14 protein-coding genes are annotated in these 16,668 nt (G+C 64.9%); 7 read left to right on the top strand and 7 right to left on the bottom strand.

Going from position 1 to position 16,668, the window contains the following annotated elements; genetic code table 11:
- The first annotated feature begins 54 nt into the window (after positions 1 to 54).
- The 4 genes from G7077_RS10445 to G7077_RS10430 are packed head-to-tail and all read left to right on the top strand — an operon-like array spanning position 55 to position 3,796.
- Positions 55 to 963 carry a glucokinase gene (locus G7077_RS10445; RefSeq protein WP_166411650.1) on the top strand — a complete coding sequence of 303 codons (909 nt, stop codon included), beginning with the start codon at positions 55 to 57 and terminating at the stop codon, positions 961 to 963.
- A 40-nt stretch (positions 964 to 1,003) separates the two neighbouring features.
- The gene (locus tag G7077_RS10440) at positions 1,004 to 2,002 is read left to right on the top strand and encodes an LLM class flavin-dependent oxidoreductase (protein ID WP_166411649.1); all 999 of its coding nucleotides are present in this window, start codon (positions 1,004 to 1,006) and stop codon (positions 2,000 to 2,002) included.
- A gap of 22 nt (positions 2,003 to 2,024) precedes the next feature.
- Positions 2,025 to 3,128, top strand: a complete 1,104-nt coding sequence (locus G7077_RS10435) for an NADH:flavin oxidoreductase/NADH oxidase (RefSeq protein WP_166411648.1) — start codon at positions 2,025 to 2,027, stop codon at positions 3,126 to 3,128.
- Entirely contained in the window at positions 3,125 to 3,796 is a 672-nt protein-coding gene (locus G7077_RS10430) for a spermidine synthase (RefSeq protein WP_166411647.1), read from the top strand. Before G7077_RS10435 ends, G7077_RS10430 begins: the two co-directional genes overlap by 4 nt.
- A gap of 9 nt (positions 3,797 to 3,805) precedes the next feature.
- Here G7077_RS10430 and odhB read toward each other — a convergent pair whose 3' ends face one another.
- From odhB to G7077_RS10405, 5 genes are all read right to left on the bottom strand, one after another.
- On the bottom strand, positions 3,806 to 5,074 hold the full coding sequence (odhB, locus tag G7077_RS10425) for a 2-oxoglutarate dehydrogenase complex dihydrolipoyllysine-residue succinyltransferase (protein WP_166411646.1): 1,269 nt from the start codon (positions 5,072 to 5,074) through the stop codon (positions 3,806 to 3,808).
- Positions 5,075 to 5,086: 12 nt separating this feature from the next.
- Positions 5,087 to 7,903 carry a 2-oxoglutarate dehydrogenase E1 component gene (locus tag G7077_RS10420; RefSeq protein ID WP_166411645.1) on the bottom strand — a complete coding sequence of 939 codons (2,817 nt, stop codon included), beginning with the start codon at positions 7,901 to 7,903 and terminating at the stop codon, positions 5,087 to 5,089.
- Positions 7,904 to 7,936: 33 nt separating this feature from the next.
- Positions 7,937 to 8,821 carry a succinate--CoA ligase subunit alpha gene (sucD, locus tag G7077_RS10415; RefSeq protein ID WP_166411644.1) on the bottom strand — a complete coding sequence of 295 codons (885 nt, stop codon included), beginning with the start codon at positions 8,819 to 8,821 and terminating at the stop codon, positions 7,937 to 7,939.
- Positions 8,822 to 9,402: 581 nt separating this feature from the next.
- Positions 9,403 to 10,365 carry a malate dehydrogenase gene (gene mdh / locus G7077_RS10410; RefSeq protein ID WP_166411643.1) on the bottom strand — a complete coding sequence of 321 codons (963 nt, stop codon included), beginning with the start codon at positions 10,363 to 10,365 and terminating at the stop codon, positions 9,403 to 9,405.
- Positions 10,366 to 10,542: 177 nt separating this feature from the next.
- Positions 10,543 to 10,758: a hypothetical protein gene (locus G7077_RS10405; protein ID WP_166411642.1), complete on the bottom strand. Its 216-nt coding sequence runs from the start codon at positions 10,756 to 10,758 to the stop codon at positions 10,543 to 10,545.
- Between the two features lie 270 nt (positions 10,759 to 11,028).
- Here G7077_RS10405 and G7077_RS13920 point away from each other — a divergent pair, with 270 nt between their 5' ends.
- From G7077_RS13920 to zapE, 3 genes are all read left to right on the top strand, one after another.
- Positions 11,029 to 11,475 carry a hypothetical protein gene (locus tag G7077_RS13920; protein ID WP_206367626.1) on the top strand — a complete coding sequence of 149 codons (447 nt, stop codon included), beginning with the start codon at positions 11,029 to 11,031 and terminating at the stop codon, positions 11,473 to 11,475.
- Positions 11,476 to 11,579: 104 nt separating this feature from the next.
- A complete protein-coding gene (locus G7077_RS10395) occupies positions 11,580 to 12,359 on the top strand; it encodes a succinate dehydrogenase iron-sulfur subunit (RefSeq protein ID WP_166411641.1) in 780 nt (259 codons plus the stop codon).
- 43 nt (positions 12,360 to 12,402) lie between these two features.
- Entirely contained in the window at positions 12,403 to 13,509 is a 1,107-nt protein-coding gene (gene zapE, locus G7077_RS10390; protein ID WP_166411640.1) for a cell division protein ZapE, read from the top strand.
- Here the strand turns inward: zapE and G7077_RS10385 are convergent.
- Positions 13,502 to 13,960 (bottom strand): peroxiredoxin, encoded by a 459-nt coding sequence (locus G7077_RS10385; RefSeq protein ID WP_166411639.1) that lies wholly within the window; start codon positions 13,958 to 13,960, stop codon positions 13,502 to 13,504. The genes zapE and G7077_RS10385 overlap by 8 nt on opposite strands.
- Positions 13,957 to 16,659 (bottom strand): bifunctional [glutamate--ammonia ligase]-adenylyl-L-tyrosine phosphorylase/[glutamate--ammonia-ligase] adenylyltransferase, encoded by a 2,703-nt coding sequence (gene glnE / locus G7077_RS10380; RefSeq protein ID WP_166411638.1) that lies wholly within the window; start codon positions 16,657 to 16,659, stop codon positions 13,957 to 13,959. The genes G7077_RS10385 and glnE overlap by 4 nt, the downstream gene beginning before the upstream one ends.
- Between the last annotated feature and the right edge of the window lie 9 nt (positions 16,660 to 16,668).

The following is a 16,668-nucleotide window of genomic DNA, read 5'->3' as shown; positions in this document are numbered from 1 at the left end:
TCGGAGAGAGTTAATATGTTTGGTGCGTCCTCAGCAGAGTCACGACCGTGGCTAATGATCGAAGCGTCGTCAGAAGGCGTGCTTCGCTTTGCGACGGCTACGCCCTCCGACCGTCCGCGGCTCGCGAATATTCGGCAGATCGACATTCGGGGGCTGCCGACCTTCACCGACGCGCTTCAGCAATTCGAACGTGAAAGCGGAGTCGCCCTTCGCGGCCTCAACTGCGCGATGGCCATCGCCGGCGCGACCAGCGGTGAGACTCTGTCGCTCGTCCGGTCGCGGTGGACAATAACCCGCTCCGGCCTTGCCGCGGTGTTCGGCAAGGACGTCATCATCATCAACGACGTGGCGGCCCGCGCCTGGGCGACCCGTTCCGGTACCGCGACAATGGAGACATTGCGCGGCATCGGATCGCCCAACCTCAACCGTACCGGCCGTTACATCATGCTGATGGTGGAAGAAGGCGTCGGCGCCGCGATCATCGACGTCGACCGCGACGGGGTGATCCGCATCCTTGAGACCGAATCAGGCCACATGGACTTCTCGCCCGCTTGTGAGCGCGAGGAGCGGCTGGCCCATGCTGCCAAGGGCATCAACCAGTATGTCAGCTGGGAAAAGATGCTGATGCTCGATCGCCAGGGTCAGATCTGGAGCCAGGCGGGCGACATTCCGGACAGCGACCGTCCCAAGATCCTCGCCAACCTCCTTGGCCGGTTCGCGGTCAACCTGATGCATGCCTATGGCGCGTGGCAGGGCGTGATGATCACCGGCGGCCGCGGCGCGCGCCTGCTGGAATCCAGCGCACGCCCGGCATTCGACGCGGCATTCAACGGCCGCCGCAACTTCAGCCGCCTGGTCATCGGTGCGCCGTCGTGGCGGGTCGAGCAGCGCGAAGCTGTGCTGACCGGCGCTGCCGAATGCCTGTCGCAGAATGTCCGCGTGGAGCTTCGCGACGCCGCCTGAGCGGGATTGAATAACGCGGTTGCCTTCCCACTTGGCCGGGATGGTGCCGCTTTCCGTCCTCGACCTCGCCCCTATCCCTGAAGGTTCGACCGCCGCCGATTCGTTCCGGCAGTCGGCCGAGCTTGCCCGCCACGCGGAGCGGCTGGGCTATCGCCGCTTCTGGATGGCGGAGCACCATTCCATGCCGGGGATCGCCAGCGCGGCGACTGCCGTGGCGCTCGCCTACGTCGGCAGCCAGACGTCGACCATCCGTATCGGCGCGGGCGGGATCATGCTGCCCAACCATGCGCCGCTGACGATTGCGGAGCAGTTCGGGACGCTTGAGTCGCTTTATCCCGGGCGAGTCGACTTGGGCCTGGGCCGCGCTCCCGGCACCGATCAGGCCGCGGCCTACGCCCTGCGTCGCGGCCTGACATCCGACGAGAACCAATTCCCGCGCGATGTTGTCGAGCTGATGGAATACTTCCGTGGTGGTGAGAACAAGGTTCGCGCGGTGCCCGGCGAAGGTTTGTCGGTGCCCGTGTGGATTCTCGGTTCCAGCCTGTTCGGCGCGCAGCTCGCGGCGATGCTCGGTCTGCCCTACGCCTTCGCATCGCATTTCGCGCCAGGGCAGATGATGGAGGCGATCGACCTATACCGCCACCGCTTCCAGCCGTCGGAACAGCTGGACAAGCCCTACGTGATGCTGGGCTTCAATTGCTTTGCCGCCGACACCGACGAGGAAGCGGAACTGCTCGCCACGTCGCAGCAACAGGCATTCGTCGCCCTGCGCACCGGCAACCCGATCAAATTGCCGCCGCCCAAGCCGGGCTTTGCCGACGATTTGCCGCTGCAGGCCCGCGCCATGCTTCGCCAGGTGCTGTCCTCATCGGCGGTCGGCAGCCCGGCGACGGTGCGCGACCAGGTTGCGGCCTTCGTTGCGCGCACGGGTGCCGACGAGCTGATCGTCACGTCTCAGATCTACGATCCTGCGGCTAGGCTGAAGTCCTACACGTTGCTGATGGATGCCGTCGGCCAGGACGCGCGCCGCGCCGCTTAATCTTCTATCCTGAAGGAAGCTCATGTCCGCACTCTTCACGCCGCTCGAGGTCGGAAGCCTCACCCTCGCCAATCGGATCGTGATCGCGCCGATGTGCCAATATTCGGCCGAAGACGGCTGCATGACCGACTGGCATACGATCCACCTCGGCACCCTTGCTCAGTCGGGTGCGGCGCTGCTGACGATCGAGGCGACGGCGGTCACGCCCGAGGGCCGCATCAGCTATGGCGATGTCGGCTTGTGGTCGGACGAGAATGAAGCTGCGATGGCCAAGGTTCTGGACAGCGTACGCCGCTGGTCTGACATGCCGATCGCCATCCAGCTCGGCCACGCCGGACGCAAGGCGTCGACGGACAAGCCATGGTTTGGTGGCGCGCAAATCGCGCCTGATCACGCAAACGGCTGGCAGACCGAAGCGCCCTCTGCCCTGCCCTTCGCCGACGGCGAGAATGCGCCCACGGCGTTGGACGTGGCGGGGCTTCAGCGCATCCGCGATGCCTTTGCGTCTGCAGCGCGCCGGGCCGCGCGGCTCGGCTTGGATGCCGTCCAGATCCACGGGGCGCACGGTTATCTCCTCCACCAGTTCCTGTCGCCGCTCTCGAACCGCCGGGAGGACGACTATGGCGGCAGTCTTGAGAACCGCATGCGCTTCCCGCTGGAGGTGTTCGACGCCGTACGTGCTGCCTTTCCCGCGGATAAGCCGGTGACGGTGCGCCTCTCCGCAACGGATTGGGTCGAGGGTGGCTGGGACGTTGAACAGAGCCAGGTCTTCGTTGGCGAGCTGGAGGCGCGCGGCTGCGCTGCGGTGCACGTGTCGAGCGGCGGCCTCGACCCACGCCAGAAGATCCCGGTCGGGCCGAGCTACCAGGTCCCTCTTGCCCGCGAGATCAAGGCGTCCACATCGATACCCGTCGTCGCCGTCGGCATGATCACCGACTATGAGCAAGCCGAGGCCATCGTCGGCACCGGCGACGCCGACATGATCGCCTTGGCCCGTGGCATTCTCTACGACCCGCGCTGGCCATGGCACGCGGCGGCGCATCTGGGCGCAAGCGTCAAGGCGCCACCGCAATATCTTCGCTCCCAGCCGCGCCAGCATCGCGACTTGTTCGACGACGGCCAGTGAAGGTTCGCGAGCTCCTAGGGACGGCACAGGTCCCCGGCGGCGAGGAACTGCGCCTGTTCCGCCGCGACAAGGACTTCATGATCGTCCTCGACCGCAACGAGCTGATGAACAGCCGCATGAGCGGATCGGAAGAGGCGCTCGCGACGCTGACGGTCGGACGGCTGAAGAACCGGACCAACCCACGTCTGCTGATCGGCGGCTACGGAATGGGGTTCACGTTGCGCGCCGCGCTTCAAGCTCTCTCCCGCCAGGCCGAGGTGGTGGTGGCCGAGTTGGTACCGGAGATCGTCGCCTGGGCGCGAGGGCCGATGGCTGAACTGACCGCCGGCTGCCTCGACGATCCGCGGGTCACAATTGCCGAACAGGATGTCGCCGACCTGATCGGCGGCGGAGCGGGAACCTACGATGCCATTCTGCTCGACGTCGACAACGGACCCGACGGACTCACCCGCGAAGAGAATAATGGCCTCTACTCCGACGACGGCCTGCGCGCTGCCAAGGCTGCGCTGGTGCCGGGCGGCATCCTGGCCGTCTGGTCTGCGGGCGACGACCCGGCGTTCACGCGAAGGCTTGGCGGTGCCGGCTTTCAGGTCGCAATCGAAAAAGTTCGCGCCCGCGCTAACGGCAAAGGCGCGCAGCACACGATCTGGCTGGCGCGACGGCGCTGAGCGACCCGCTTAGAGGTCGATCAGCAGCCGGGTCGGGTCCTCGATCGCTTCCTTGATGCGGACCAGGAAGGTCACCGCTTCCCGCCCGTCGACAAGGCGGTGATCGTAGCTGAGCGCAAGGTACATCATCGGACGCACCACGACCTGGCCGTCGCGAACGACGGGGCGCTCCTCGATGCGGTGCATGCCGAGCACCGCTGACTGCGGCGGGTTGATGATCGGGGTCGACAGCAGCGAGCCGAAGACACCGCCGTTGGAGATGGTGAAGGTGCCGCCCTTCATGTCCTCGGCGGTCAGCGTTCCGTCCTTGGCCTTCTTGCCATAGCCAGCGATCGACTTTTCGATTTCGGCGAAGTTCATGCTGTCGGCGTTGCGGATGACGGGGACGACGAGGCCCTTGGGCGCGGAGACGGCGACCGAAACGTCGAGGTAGTCGTGGTAGACGATTTCATCGCCGTCGATGCGGGCGTTGACGGCGGGAACGTCACGTGCCGCGAGAGCTGCCGCCTTCACGAAAAAGCCCATGAAGCCGAGGCGGATGCCGTGCTTCTTCTCGAACAGGTCCTTGTAGCGGGCGCGGGCGTCGATCACCGCCGACATGTCGACGTCGTTGAACGTCGTCAGCAGGGCCGCGGTGTTCTGCGCTTCCTTGAGGCGATTGGCGATGGTGAGGCGAAGGCGCGTCATCTTGACGCGTTCTTCCTTGCGCTCGCCCGGCGCCGACGGAGCGACGGCGGCCTGGGGGGCCGGAACGGGCGCAGCTTGCGGTGCCGGAGCGGACCGGGACTGCGCGGCCGCGAGCACGTCTTCCTTGGTCAGGCGACCGTCCTTACCGCTCCCCTTGATGCTAGTCGGGTCGACTTGGTTTTCCAGCACCGCGCGGCGGACGGCGGGCGAAAGGCGGGTTGCATTGTCCTGATCGCCTGCTGCAGGCTCCGGCGCATGCTCGCTGCCGCGAAGCTGCGGGGTTTCGCTCGGGCCGGCCGGGTTGGTCGTGGCGTTTGCAGCAGACTGCGCAGGCGTTGCGGCGGCGGCCGCACCACCTTCGCCGATGCGTGCGATGACCGCGCCGACGGCGACCGTGTCACCTTCGTTCACCAGCGTCTCGGACAGGGTGCCCGCGACCGGCGACGGCACTTCGACGCTCACCTTGTCGGTCTCGATGCTTGCGATCGGCTCGTCCGCTGCCACCGCTTCGCCGGGCTTCTTCAGCCACTGCGCGAGCGTGCCTTCGGTGATCGATTCGCCAAGTGCCGGAAGTTGAACGTCGGTTGCCATGGTCGTCCTTTGTTAGCTGGCCTTGGCGCGCTTGGTCGCCTGAGGTGCCGATTGTTCCGTTTCGTGACCGAGCGCGGCGGCGATCAGGGCCGCCTGCTCCGCCGCATGCCTCTTGGCAAGGCCGGTCGCCGGCGATGCGCCCGCGTCGCGGCCCGCATAAAGCGGCCGAAGCGGATGGCCGGCTTCCTTGCACGCCGCCTCGATCAGCGACTCCACGAAGAACCAGGCACCGTTGTTGCGCGGCTCTTCCTGGGCCCAGATCACCTGTTCCAGCTTCGGCATTTCCTTGAGCCGCCGGATCAGCGGGTTGGTCGGAAACGGGTAGAGCTGCTCCACGCGCAGGATTTCGACGCCCAGGTCGCCTGCCTTGTCGCGCGCTTCCATCAGCTCATAGGCGAGCTTGCCGCTGCACAGCACCAGCCGCCGCGTATCGCCTTTCTGCGGCGGATTGAGGTCGTCGAGGATCCGGCGGAAGTGGCTGTCGCCTGTGAAGTCGCAGGTCTTCGACACCGCCAGCTTGTGCCGCAACAGCGACTTGGGCGTCATCATGATCAGCGGCTTGCGGAACTCGCGCCGCATTTGACGGCGGAGGATGTGGAAATAGTTGGCCGGCGTCGTGCAGTTCGCCACCTGGATATTGTCCTCGGCGCACAGCTGCAGGAAGCGCTCCAGACGCGCCGAGCTATGCTCGGGCCCTTGCCCTTCGAACCCGTGCGGAAGCAGCAGCACCAGCCCACTGGCGCGGAGCCACTTGGCCTCGCCGCTGACGATGAACTGGTCGATGATGGTTTGCGCACCGTTGGCGAAATCGCCGAACTGCGCCTCCCAAAGCACCAGGGTGCGCGGGTCGGCGATCGAATAGCCATATTCGAAGCCGAGCACGCCGAACTCCGAAAGCGGAGAGTCGCGCACTTCGAAGCGGCCGCTTTCGATGGTGGTCAGCGGGATGTATTTGGTCGCGGTATTCTGGTCGACCCACACAGCGTGGCGCTGGCTGAAGGTGCCGCGGCCGCTGTCCTGACCCGACAGGCGGACGCCGAAACCCTCATAGACCAGGCTTCCGAACGCCAGCGCTTCCGCCGTCGCCCAGTCGAAGCCTTCGCCGCTTTCGAACATGGCGCGGCGGCCGTCGATTACGCGGGCCAGTGTCTTGTGGACGTTCACGCCCTCGGGGACCGTGGTCAAAATCTTGCCGAGGGTCGCGATCTCATCTTCTTCGATCGACGTCTCGGTGTTGCGACGGCCGAGCACCGGCTCGTCAGGGCGGCCAAGGCCGGCCCAGCGCCCTTCGAACCAATCCGCCTTGTTGGGCAGGTAATTGGCACCGGCCTGGAACTCCTGCTCCAGATGGTCGGTGAAGGTCTTGGTGTGATTGTCGATCCACGCCTGGTCGACCACCTTCTCGGCGATCAGCCGCTGGCCATAAAGCTCCGAAACCAAGGCATGCTTGCGGATTTCCGCATACATGAGCGGCTGGGTGAAGCTCGGCTCGTCGCCCTCATTGTGCCCGAAGCGGCGGTAGCACCACATATCGATCACGAAGTCGCGGCCGAACGTCTGGCGGAACTCGGTCGCCAACTTGCAGCAGAAGGTGACCGCTTCGGGATCGTCGCCGTTGACGTGCAGAATCGGCGCCTGGATGCCCTTCGCCACGTCCGACGGATAGGGCGACGAACGCGCGAACTGCGGGCTGGTGGTGAAGCCGACCTGGTTGTTAATGATGAAGTGGATGGTGCCGCCGGTGCCGTAGCCCGGCAAGCCGGAGAAGCCGAGGCATTCCCACACCACGCCCTGGCCGGCGAACGCCGCGTCGCCGTGAAGCAGAACCGGGATGACCGACTTGCCTTCCTCGTCGCCGTTCAGCGTCATCACAGCACGCGCCTTGCCGAGCACGACCGGATCGACCGCTTCCAGGTGCGACGGGTTGGGGACGAGGCTAAGGTGAACCTTGTTGCCGTTGAATTCCCGGTCCGACGAGGTGCCGAGGTGGTATTTCACGTCGCCCGAGCCGCCGACGTCGGCCGGGTTGGTGGCGCCGCCCGCAAACTCGTGGAAGATGGCGCGATAGGGCTTGCCCATCACGTTTGAGAGGACGTTCAGCCGGCCGCGGTGGGCCATGCCGACGGTGATTTCCTTGACGCCATATTGCCCGGCGTACTTGATGACCGCCTCAAGCGCCGGAATCGCGCTCTCACCGCCGTCGAGGCCGAACCGCTTGGTGCCGACATACTTCTTGGCGAGGAACTTTTCCCACTGCTCCGCCTCGATGACCTTGGCGAGGATGGCCTGCTTACCCTCGGGGGTGAAGTGGATGTCCTTGTCCTTGCCCTCGATGCGCTCCTGCAGGAAGCGGCGCTCGTCGAGGTCGTTGATGTGCATATATTCGATGCCGACGCTGCCGCAGTAATTCTTCTGCAGAACGGCGACGATCTCACGTACCGTCGCGCGGTCGAGACCAAGGGCGCCGCCGAGATAGATCGGACGGTCGAGGTCGGCGTCGGTGAAGCCGTGATATTGCGGCGTCAGCTCTGCCGGCAGTTCGCGCTTTACGAGGCCGAGCGGGTCGAGCTTGGCCGCGAGGTGACCACGCACCCGATAGGTGCGGATAAGCGTCATGGCGCAGATCGCGTCGTTCGCAGCGCGACGGACGTCGTCGTCGCTGGCGCCGGAGGCAACGGCAGCAGCCTTCGCCTCCTTCGCAACCTTCTCGATCACCGCGTCGGTGGGATCGAGCCCGGCGTTCACCGCGTCGAGATCCGACACAGGCCAGTTCGGCCGCGCCCAGCTGGGTCCCGGCTCCGGTTCGAACATTTGGCTCAGATCGTCCATGACTTCCTCGTGTGGCCGCGCCGACGTGCGCGCTCAGGCGTTCAGCAATTCCTTCAAGGTCTTGCCAAGCTCAGATGGGCTCGGCGACACCTTAATTCCAGCGGCTTCCATGGCCGCGATCTTGCTTTCCGCGTCGCCCTTGCCGCCCGACACGATGGCGCCGGCATGGCCCATGCGGCGGCCCGGAGGGGCGGTCCGTCCCGCGATGAAGCCGACGGTCGGCTTCCAGCGGCCGCGCTTCTTCTCGTCGGCAAGGAATTGCGCCGCTTCTTCTTCCGCGCTGCCGCCGATCTCGCCGATCATGATGATCGACTGGGTGGCGTCGTCGGCGAGGAACATTTCGAGCATGTCAATGAATTCGGTGCCCTTGACCGGATCGCCACCAATGCCAACGGCGGTGGTCTGGCCCAGGCCCTCGTTCGAGGTCTGGAACACTGCCTCGTAGGTCAGGGTGCCCGAGCGCGAGACGACGCCGACGCTGCCCTTCTTGAAGATGTTGCCGGGCATGATGCCGATTTTACACTCGTCGGGCGTCAGCACGCCCGGGCAATTCGGCCCGATCAACCGCGACTTGGACGCGTCGAGCGCGCGCTTCACCTTCACCATGTCGAGCACCGGAATGCCCTCCGTGATGCAGACGATCAGCGGCACTTCCGCGTCGATGGCTTCAAGGATCGAGTCCGCCGCGAAGGGCGGCGGGACGTAGATGACGGAGGCATCGGCGCCGGTCGTCTCGACCGCTTCGGCAACCGTGTTGAACACGGGCAGGCCGATATGCTCCGTGCCGCCCTTACCCGGCGTCACACCGCCGACCATCTGCGTACCGTAGGCGAGCGCCTGCTGGGTGTGGAAGGTGCCGGTCTCACCGGTCATGCCCTGCGTAATGACCTTGGTGTTGCGGTCGACTAAAATGCTCATTGAACTGTTTGCTCCTCAGGAGACAGGTCGGGTGCGATCCTGACGATCGTCCAACCATTGAATTCACTTGCCCCTACAACACGACCGTCGGACGTAATCGACACGGACTGCATCCCTGGCACCCCACGGCCACTTGCGAGAAGATTAGACATATCTTTCCCATCGAACGCGCCGTTCGCAATCTGGAGAGCGTCGGAGTAATGATTGCCGCGCCAGAGAACCGTGCAGTGTGGAGCCGCTCGCCCCTTTTTACCGAGGGAAGGCAGAATGACGTAGACGCTTCTTGCGGGCAGCGAGAGGAGCACCTGATTTGGGACGTCGGCTTCCGTTAACGGAGAAAAAGTTACGCTGCGCCCAATTATCCGTGGAGGGAGCGAGTACTGGAGAGACTCGATAATCGCCGACGGTAGCTCCTTATATTCGACTTGCCTGAACTCTGCTGCCGATAGTTCAGCCTTCTCAGCCAAGCACACACTGCGGAATAAGTTCGATGCGTGAGACGACGCAGCACCGGGCATCGCTGACGCAAGTCCCGGAAGCAATGCCGTAATGCATGCAAAGGCGAAGAAGCGTGTAATCACTTATGCCAGCGAGCCGTCGATCTGCTTGCAGGCGTCGAGCAGTTCCTTGACGGCCTCGACGCTGACCTGAAGGTTCTGCTTGGCCGTGTCGTCCAGTTCGATCTCGACGATCTTCTCGACGCCGCCCGCGCCAATCATCACCGGCACGCCGACATATAGGTCGTTCACGCCATATTCGCCGCTGACGTAGGCGGCGCAGGGGAGGATGCGCTTCTGATCGTTGAGGTAGGCCTCAGCCATTGCGATGCCGCTCGCGGCCGGTGCGTAGAAAGCGGATCCGGTCTTCAGCAGCGCCACGATTTCGCCGCCGCCGCCGCGGGTGCGCTTCACGATATCGTCTATCCGCTCTTGCGTCGACAGGCCCATCTTGATGAGGTCGGGAACGGGGATGCCGTTGACGGTCGAATATTCGACCACCGGCACCATCGTGTCGCCGTGGCCGCCGAGCACGAAGGTGTTCACGTCGCGGATTGAGACGTTGAACTCTTCCGCCAGGAAGTGGCTAAACCGCGCGCTGTCGAGAACGCCGGCCATGCCGACGACCTTGTTGTGCGGGAGCCCTGAGAATTCGCGAAGTGCCCACACCATCGCGTCGAGCGGGTTGGTGATGCAGATGACGAAGGCGTCCGGCGCATTGGCCTTGATGCCCTCCCCCACAGCCTTCATGACCTTGAGGTTGATGCCGAGCAGGTCGTCGCGGCTCATGCCTGGCTTGCGAGCGACACCCGCGGTGACGATGATCACATCCGCGCCGGCGATGTCGGCATAATCGTTGGAGCCGGTGATCTTGGCATCAAAGCCTTCGACCGGGCCGCACTGCGACAGGTCGAGCGCCTTGCCCTGGGGAACGCCCTCAACGACATCGAACAGGACGATGTCGCCCAATTCCTTCTGAGCAGCGAGGTGAGCGAGGGTGCCGCCGATATTACCGGCGCCGATCAGCGCGATCTTCTTGCGAGCCATGGGGGCCAGCTCCAGCCTTTCTATTGTGGGCGCGAACGTCAGAGGGCGTCCGCAACGACATGCGCCGGCACTGGCGCTCGGGCGCCCGATTAGCGGCATGACCCCGCCGGGGCAACCGCTTGGATCCCGAAAACGCGGCGGGCGCCGATGAAATGTTAGCGCTACCGACGCTTGCCGTCAGGCGTCGAAGGTCTCGAGCATGCGGTCGCGCTGCCGCGCCTGACGATCGTAGCTGTCGGCCATCCTGAGAAGCGCCTGCATTGCTTCTTCCGTCTGGCGCGTGGACGCCAACGTCCGGCATTGATCGGCCATGCTGCGAAGATTGCGCGAATCGAGCATGGCGCCAAATAGAACAGGATCCCAAAAACACCAGTAGGCCACTTCATCCACCACGGATGATCTCAATGTGGATCCCGTGTGGATAAGTCTGCCAAGCCCAAGGGTAACCGTCATTAATCGACCGACAAAGTTCAACAGGAATGTCGCCCGCGCGCATGGCCTCCCAGCCCGGTGCCCGGCGCCGACGTGGCAACCGAACACGTCACCAGCCGTTGCAACTTCGATCAGGTTACACGCGGCCGCCAAGCTGTCCTTCGGATGAGCGGGAACACAGACCGCGGTTCAGGACCATCAGCTTATTGTGACCACTAGAAAGGTGACACGATGAAGAAATTGCTTCTTATCGCCGGCGCTGCGGCACTGGCGTCGACGGCACCGGCCTTTGCCAATCAGGGTCAGGGCCACGGCCGCGGCAACGGGCATGCCAATCATGCGAAAATGAACCATGGCAAGTCGGCGCGCGGTGTCGTGACGAGCGATCGTTACGGCCGGCTCTACGCATTGAACAGCCGCGGGACCTGCCCGCCGGGTCTCGCGCGCAAGGGCAACGGCTGCATGCCGCCGGGCCAGGCCAGGAAGATGTACAACGTCGGCGACCGCTATCGCCGCAACTTCGGGACGACCTGGGGCTACAACCAGATCCCGGACTATCTGCGTTATCAGTACCAGTTCGATCCCAGCGATCGGTATTATTACAATCAGGGCTACCTCTATCAGGTCGACCCCCGGACGATGCTGATCGAGCAGGTCGTCAGCGCGCTTCTGCGCTAGACCTGCCAGGGCAAGACCAAAGGCCGCGTCGGCAAGCGCCCGCGCGGCCTTTTCTTTTGGCCGGTCTCCATGCTAGCGGCGCGCCCAAGCACAGGAGTTACGCTTTGGCCGAGTTCCGCCTTCCCAAGAACAGCCGCATCACCAAGGGCCGCGAGCATGCGCGCGAGTCCGGGCAGAAGCTGAAGACGTTCAAGATCTACCGCTACGATCCCGATACGGGCGCCAACCCGCGCTACGACACCTACACCATTGATCTCGAGAAGACCGGACCGATGGTGCTCGACGCCCTCATCCGCATCAAGAATGAGATCGACCCGACGCTGACATTCCGCCGTTCCTGCCGTGAGGGCATTTGCGGTTCCTGCTCGATGAACATGGATGGCCGCAACGGTCTTGCCTGCACCACGGCGATCAACGACATCAAGGGCACGGTGAAGATCACCCCGCTGCCGCACATGGAGGTGGTCAAGGACCTGGTTCCCGACCTGACCCATGCTTACGCCCAATATGCGTCGATCCAGCCGTGGCTGAAGTCGGCGACTCCGCAGCCGTCGGGCAAGGAGCGGGCGCAATCGCCGGAGGACCGCGCCAAGCTGGACGGCCTGTACGAGTGCATCCTCTGCTTCTGCTGCACCACCAGCTGCCCGAGCTACTGGTGGAACGGCGGCAAGTTCCTGGGTCCCGCCATCCTGCTCCAGGCCTATCGCTGGCTGGCCGACAGCCGCGACGAAATGACGGGCGAGCGGCTTGATCAGCTCGAGGATCCTTACCGGCTCTACCGCTGCCACACGATTATGAATTGCGCGAACGTCTGCCCCAAGGGCCTGAACCCGGCCAAGGCAATCGCCGAGACCAAGAAGATGATTGCGGAGCGCGCCGCTTGATCTCTCCCCTCCCGCGAGCGGGAGGGGATCGAGGGGAGGGCCTGTGACGGCCATTCGCTCGGCCTATGATCAGCTCGTCACTGCCGGAGAACTCAGGGCTGACCCGGCGCAGCTCCGGGCAGTCGCGGCGCTGGAGCGGCTGGCGGCCGGGATGGCACGGCGCCAGGGTCTGTTCGCACGATTGCTCGGCAAGCCGGCAAAGGGCTGCGACGGCGTCTACCTGTGGGGCGGCGTCGGGCGGGGCAAGTCGATGCTGATGGACCTCGCCTTCGAGCATCTCGACGTCGGGCCGAAGCGCCGCGTCCACTTCCACGCCTTCATGCTCGAGGTTCACACCCGGCTTCGCGAGGCGCGCAGGAGCGAGGGCGGCGACCCGATCGAGGCAGTGGCGGAGGCCATCGCGGACGAGGCCAAGCTGCTCGCCTTCGACGAGATGGTGGTGAACAACCCGCCCGACGCTATGATCCTGTCGCGGCTGTTCACCCGTCTGCTCGATATCGGCGTCAAGGTGGTCACCACCTCCAACCGGCCGCCTGCGGACCTCTACAAGGACGGGCTTAATCGCGAGCTGTTCCTGCCCTTCATCGACCTGATCGGCCGGCGGATGGACGTCGTGGAGGTGAACGGCGCCACCGACTACCGGCTCGACCGGTTAACGGGCGTACAGGTCTGGCACGTGCCGAACGGCCCGGAGGCAACCGCGAAGCTGAGCGAGGCGTTTTTCAAGCTGACCGACTATGACGTCGCGGATCGCGCCAAGGTGCCATCGGAGGAGCTGGCGGTCGGCGGCGGGCGGACTTTGCACGTGCCCAAGAGCCTGAAAGGCGTCGCCGTCTTCTCCTTCAAAAGGCTGTGCGGAGAGGCGCGCGGCGCCAGCGACTATCTCGCCGTCGCCCAGCGTTTCCACACCGTGATCATCGTCGGCATCCCGGTGCTCGGCCCTGAAAAGCGCAACGAGGCGGCCCGCTTCGTCACCCTGATCGACGCGCTCTACGAACATCGCGTCAAGCTGCTCGCCGCCGCGGACGCGCAACCTGCGGGGCTCTACCCGTCGGGCCACGGCAGCTTCGAGTTCCAGCGGACCGTTAGCCGTCTGGAGGAGATGCGCAGCGCCGATTACCTCGCGGAGGGGCACGGTACGATCAGCTGACTGCCTGAACCGCCTTCAGCACCTCCGCCGCATGCCCCGGCACCTTCACCTTCCGCCAGGCCTTCACGACCGTGCCGTCGGCGCCGATCAGGAAGGTCGCGCGTTCCATGCCCATATATTTGCGGCCGTACATCGACTTTTCGACCCAGGTGCCGAAGGCATCGGAGATGCGGCCGTCCTCGTCGGAAGCGAGCGGGACGGCGAGGCTGTACTTCTCGATGAACTTGTCATGCTTCTTCATCGGATCGCGCGAGACGCCGATCACCTTTGCGCCCGCTGCCGCGAAGTCGCCCGCGAGCGCGGTGAAGTCCTGCGCCTCGCGGGTGCAGCCCGACGTGTCGTCCTTGGGGTAGAAATAAAGCACCAGCGGCTGCCCCGGCGTGGCGAGGTTGACGGTTGAGCCGTCGCTGGCGGTCACATCGATCGCCGGTGCCTTGTCGCCTTCGTTCATTTGCCGTCCCTAACCTTCAACCAGAGCTCCGCAATCCTCTGCCGCGCCTCTCCATGCGCTTCAAGCAGGCTGTCCCAACTGTCGTATCCGCACTGCCGGGCGATCAGCTCCCGCGATTGCGGCGGCGGATCTCCGCCCGACGGGGCGACGAGGCGCAACACGACAAGCAACCGCGCAAGAAGGCATAGGTCCGCCTCCATCTGAGCATCCATAAGCCCCGCACCTGCGAGACCCGCGATCGCTCGCTCAAGCCGCGGATCAAGCCCGGCGCCGCTGATCAATTGAAGCGTGTGGATCGCGAATTCCAGGTCGACCAGCCCGCCCGGGCCCAGCTTGATGTCGAGCGGTCCAGTGGCAGGTTTGTGGCGCGCCATCTCAAGCCGCATCTGGGCGGAATCGGCCCGCACCTTGGCCGGGTCGTGCGGCGTGGTCAGGATCGCATCGATCGCCCGCCGCAACCGTGCCTTTCCTTCTTGCGTACCGCGCACCGGTCGCGCCCGACAAAGGGCCATATGCTCCCATGTCCAGGCTTCGCTTCGCTGATAGTCGACGAACCCGTCCAGTGAGACGGCAAGCATCCCCTTCACTCCTTGCGGACGAAGACGCGTGTCGATGTCGTACAGTGGGCCCGCCGCAGTCGGGACGCTCAGTGCAGCGGTGATCCGATTGGCGAGCCGATTGTAATAGTCTGTCGCGCTCAGCGAACGGCGGCCGTTCGACACCGCTCCGGGCGGCGCATCGAAGATATAGACGATGTCGAGGTCCGAGACGTGGGTCAGCGACTGCCCCGCGAGCCGCCCGAGGGCAAGCAGGAGGAGTTCGCCGCCCTCGATCCTTCCATGGCTGTCGGCGAACTCCGCTTCCGCAATGTCGGCAAGTGCGACAATGGTCCCTTCGGCGACGTCGCTATAACCCTTGGCGACTTCCAACGCGTCGCCGCGGCCTGCGATCAGCTGCACTCCAAGTGCGAATCGACGTTCGTTGACCAGCCGCCGGGCCTTGTCGAGCGCCTGGTCATATGGCTGGCCAGCCATGGCGTCGCGCAATCGCTCGGCCACCGACTCGGCCGATGCCGGCAACTCGTAACTGGACTGATCGATCAGGCCGTCCAGAAGGTCGGGTCGCCTGGCGAGCTGATCGGCGAGGATCGGCGCATGGGACAGGATGAGAGCCAGATCACGGGCAAGCCCCGGCCGCGCCTCCAGTAAACGGAAGAGGTTCACGCCGCTCGACAAGCGTTCGACGATGTCGGCGAAGCGGTTGAGGGCATGGTCGGGATCGGGACCGCTGGCGATCGCCCGCATCAGGGTCGGCAGCATCGCTTCGAACGCCGACTGCGCGGCGGCCGAGCGGAGCGCGCGTGCCTTTCCGGCCCGCCACTCGGCGATGCGGGCGGCCGGCTGCTCAACCTGAGCGAAGCCCATGGCAGTGAGTTCGTCCTGCAGAATCTGCGGATCCATCGACAGCCGGTCGCCGGTCTCGCTGACCAGGCCGTCGAAAAGACGGCCGACGGCACCGACGTGGGGCTTGAGGCGGTCCAGCAGCGCCTCCCCATCCGGCGATCCGTCGAGCCTGGCAATCTGATCCAGCGCGTCGCGATCGAGCGGAAGACGGTGTGTCTGCTGATCGGCGATCATTTGCGCGCGATGTTCCACCGTTCGCAGCAGCCGGTAGGCGTCGCCGATCGCGGCGGCGGTGTCCGCGTCCATGTGGCCGCTGTCGGTCAAGGCGGTCAGCGCATCGAGCGTGGCGGGCACGCGCAGTGCCGGCTCGCGGCCTCCATGGATCAATTGCTGCACCTGGGTGAAGAATTCCGCCTCTCGGATCCCCCCGCGACCGCGCTTGAGGTCGTACCCGGGGCCGAACGCCTGCACCTGCTCGTAATGGTCGCGGATCCGAACGCTGACCTGACGAATTTCCTCGATTGCGCCGAAATCGAGCGACCGTCGCCACACGAATGGCAGAATGGCGTCAAGGAACATCTGGCCGAGCAGCTTGTCGCCAGCGGCCGCGCGGGCGCGGATAAAGGCGGCCCGCTCCCACGCCAGGGCGCTGGATTCATAATAGGAAATGGCGGCGTTGACCGGCAATGCGATCGGCGTCGCCTCCGGGGAGGGGCGGAGGCGGAGGTCCACCCGCGCGGCATAGCCATGGGCGGTTCGTGCTTGGAGCAGCTCAATCACTCGGCGGCCAATGCGCACGGCAACCTCGCCCGCCTCCTGACGCGGATGACGCGGATGACGCGGCAGCGTTTCCGGGTCGAAGAGGAACAGCAAGTCGACGTCGGACGAGTAATTGAGTTCGCTGCTGCCTAGCTTGCCCAGCGCGATCGCCGCAAACCCTGCCGGCGGCGCATCGGGCGCTCTTTCGAGGAGAGCGGCGGTAATCGCCTGATCGATTGCGGTGTCGGCAAAGTCCGAAAGTGCCGCAGTTACTTGCTCGAGCGACAGTTCGGCCGAGAGATCGCCAAGCGCGACGGCAAGCGCAAGTCCCAGCCGCTGACGCCGAAGCCGAATGTCGACAGCTTCGTCGGCAACCTGAAGCGCAAGCGAAATCGCCTGCTCGCTTCCGCGCTCAACGAATGCCGACACGATTTCAGGTCGGGATTCCGCAGCCGCGCGCAGAAAGGGCGAGAAGGATCGTGCCCGTTCGACGGCATTGGCCCGCACTTGGCGGTCGGGACCGATGTTCATCTGCATCAGTGGATC

This window comes from Sphingomonas piscis, assembly GCF_011300455.1.
Lineage (GTDB): Bacteria > Pseudomonadota > Alphaproteobacteria > Sphingomonadales > Sphingomonadaceae > Sphingomicrobium > Sphingomicrobium piscis.
This window is presented reverse-complemented; position numbering and strand designations above follow the sequence as displayed.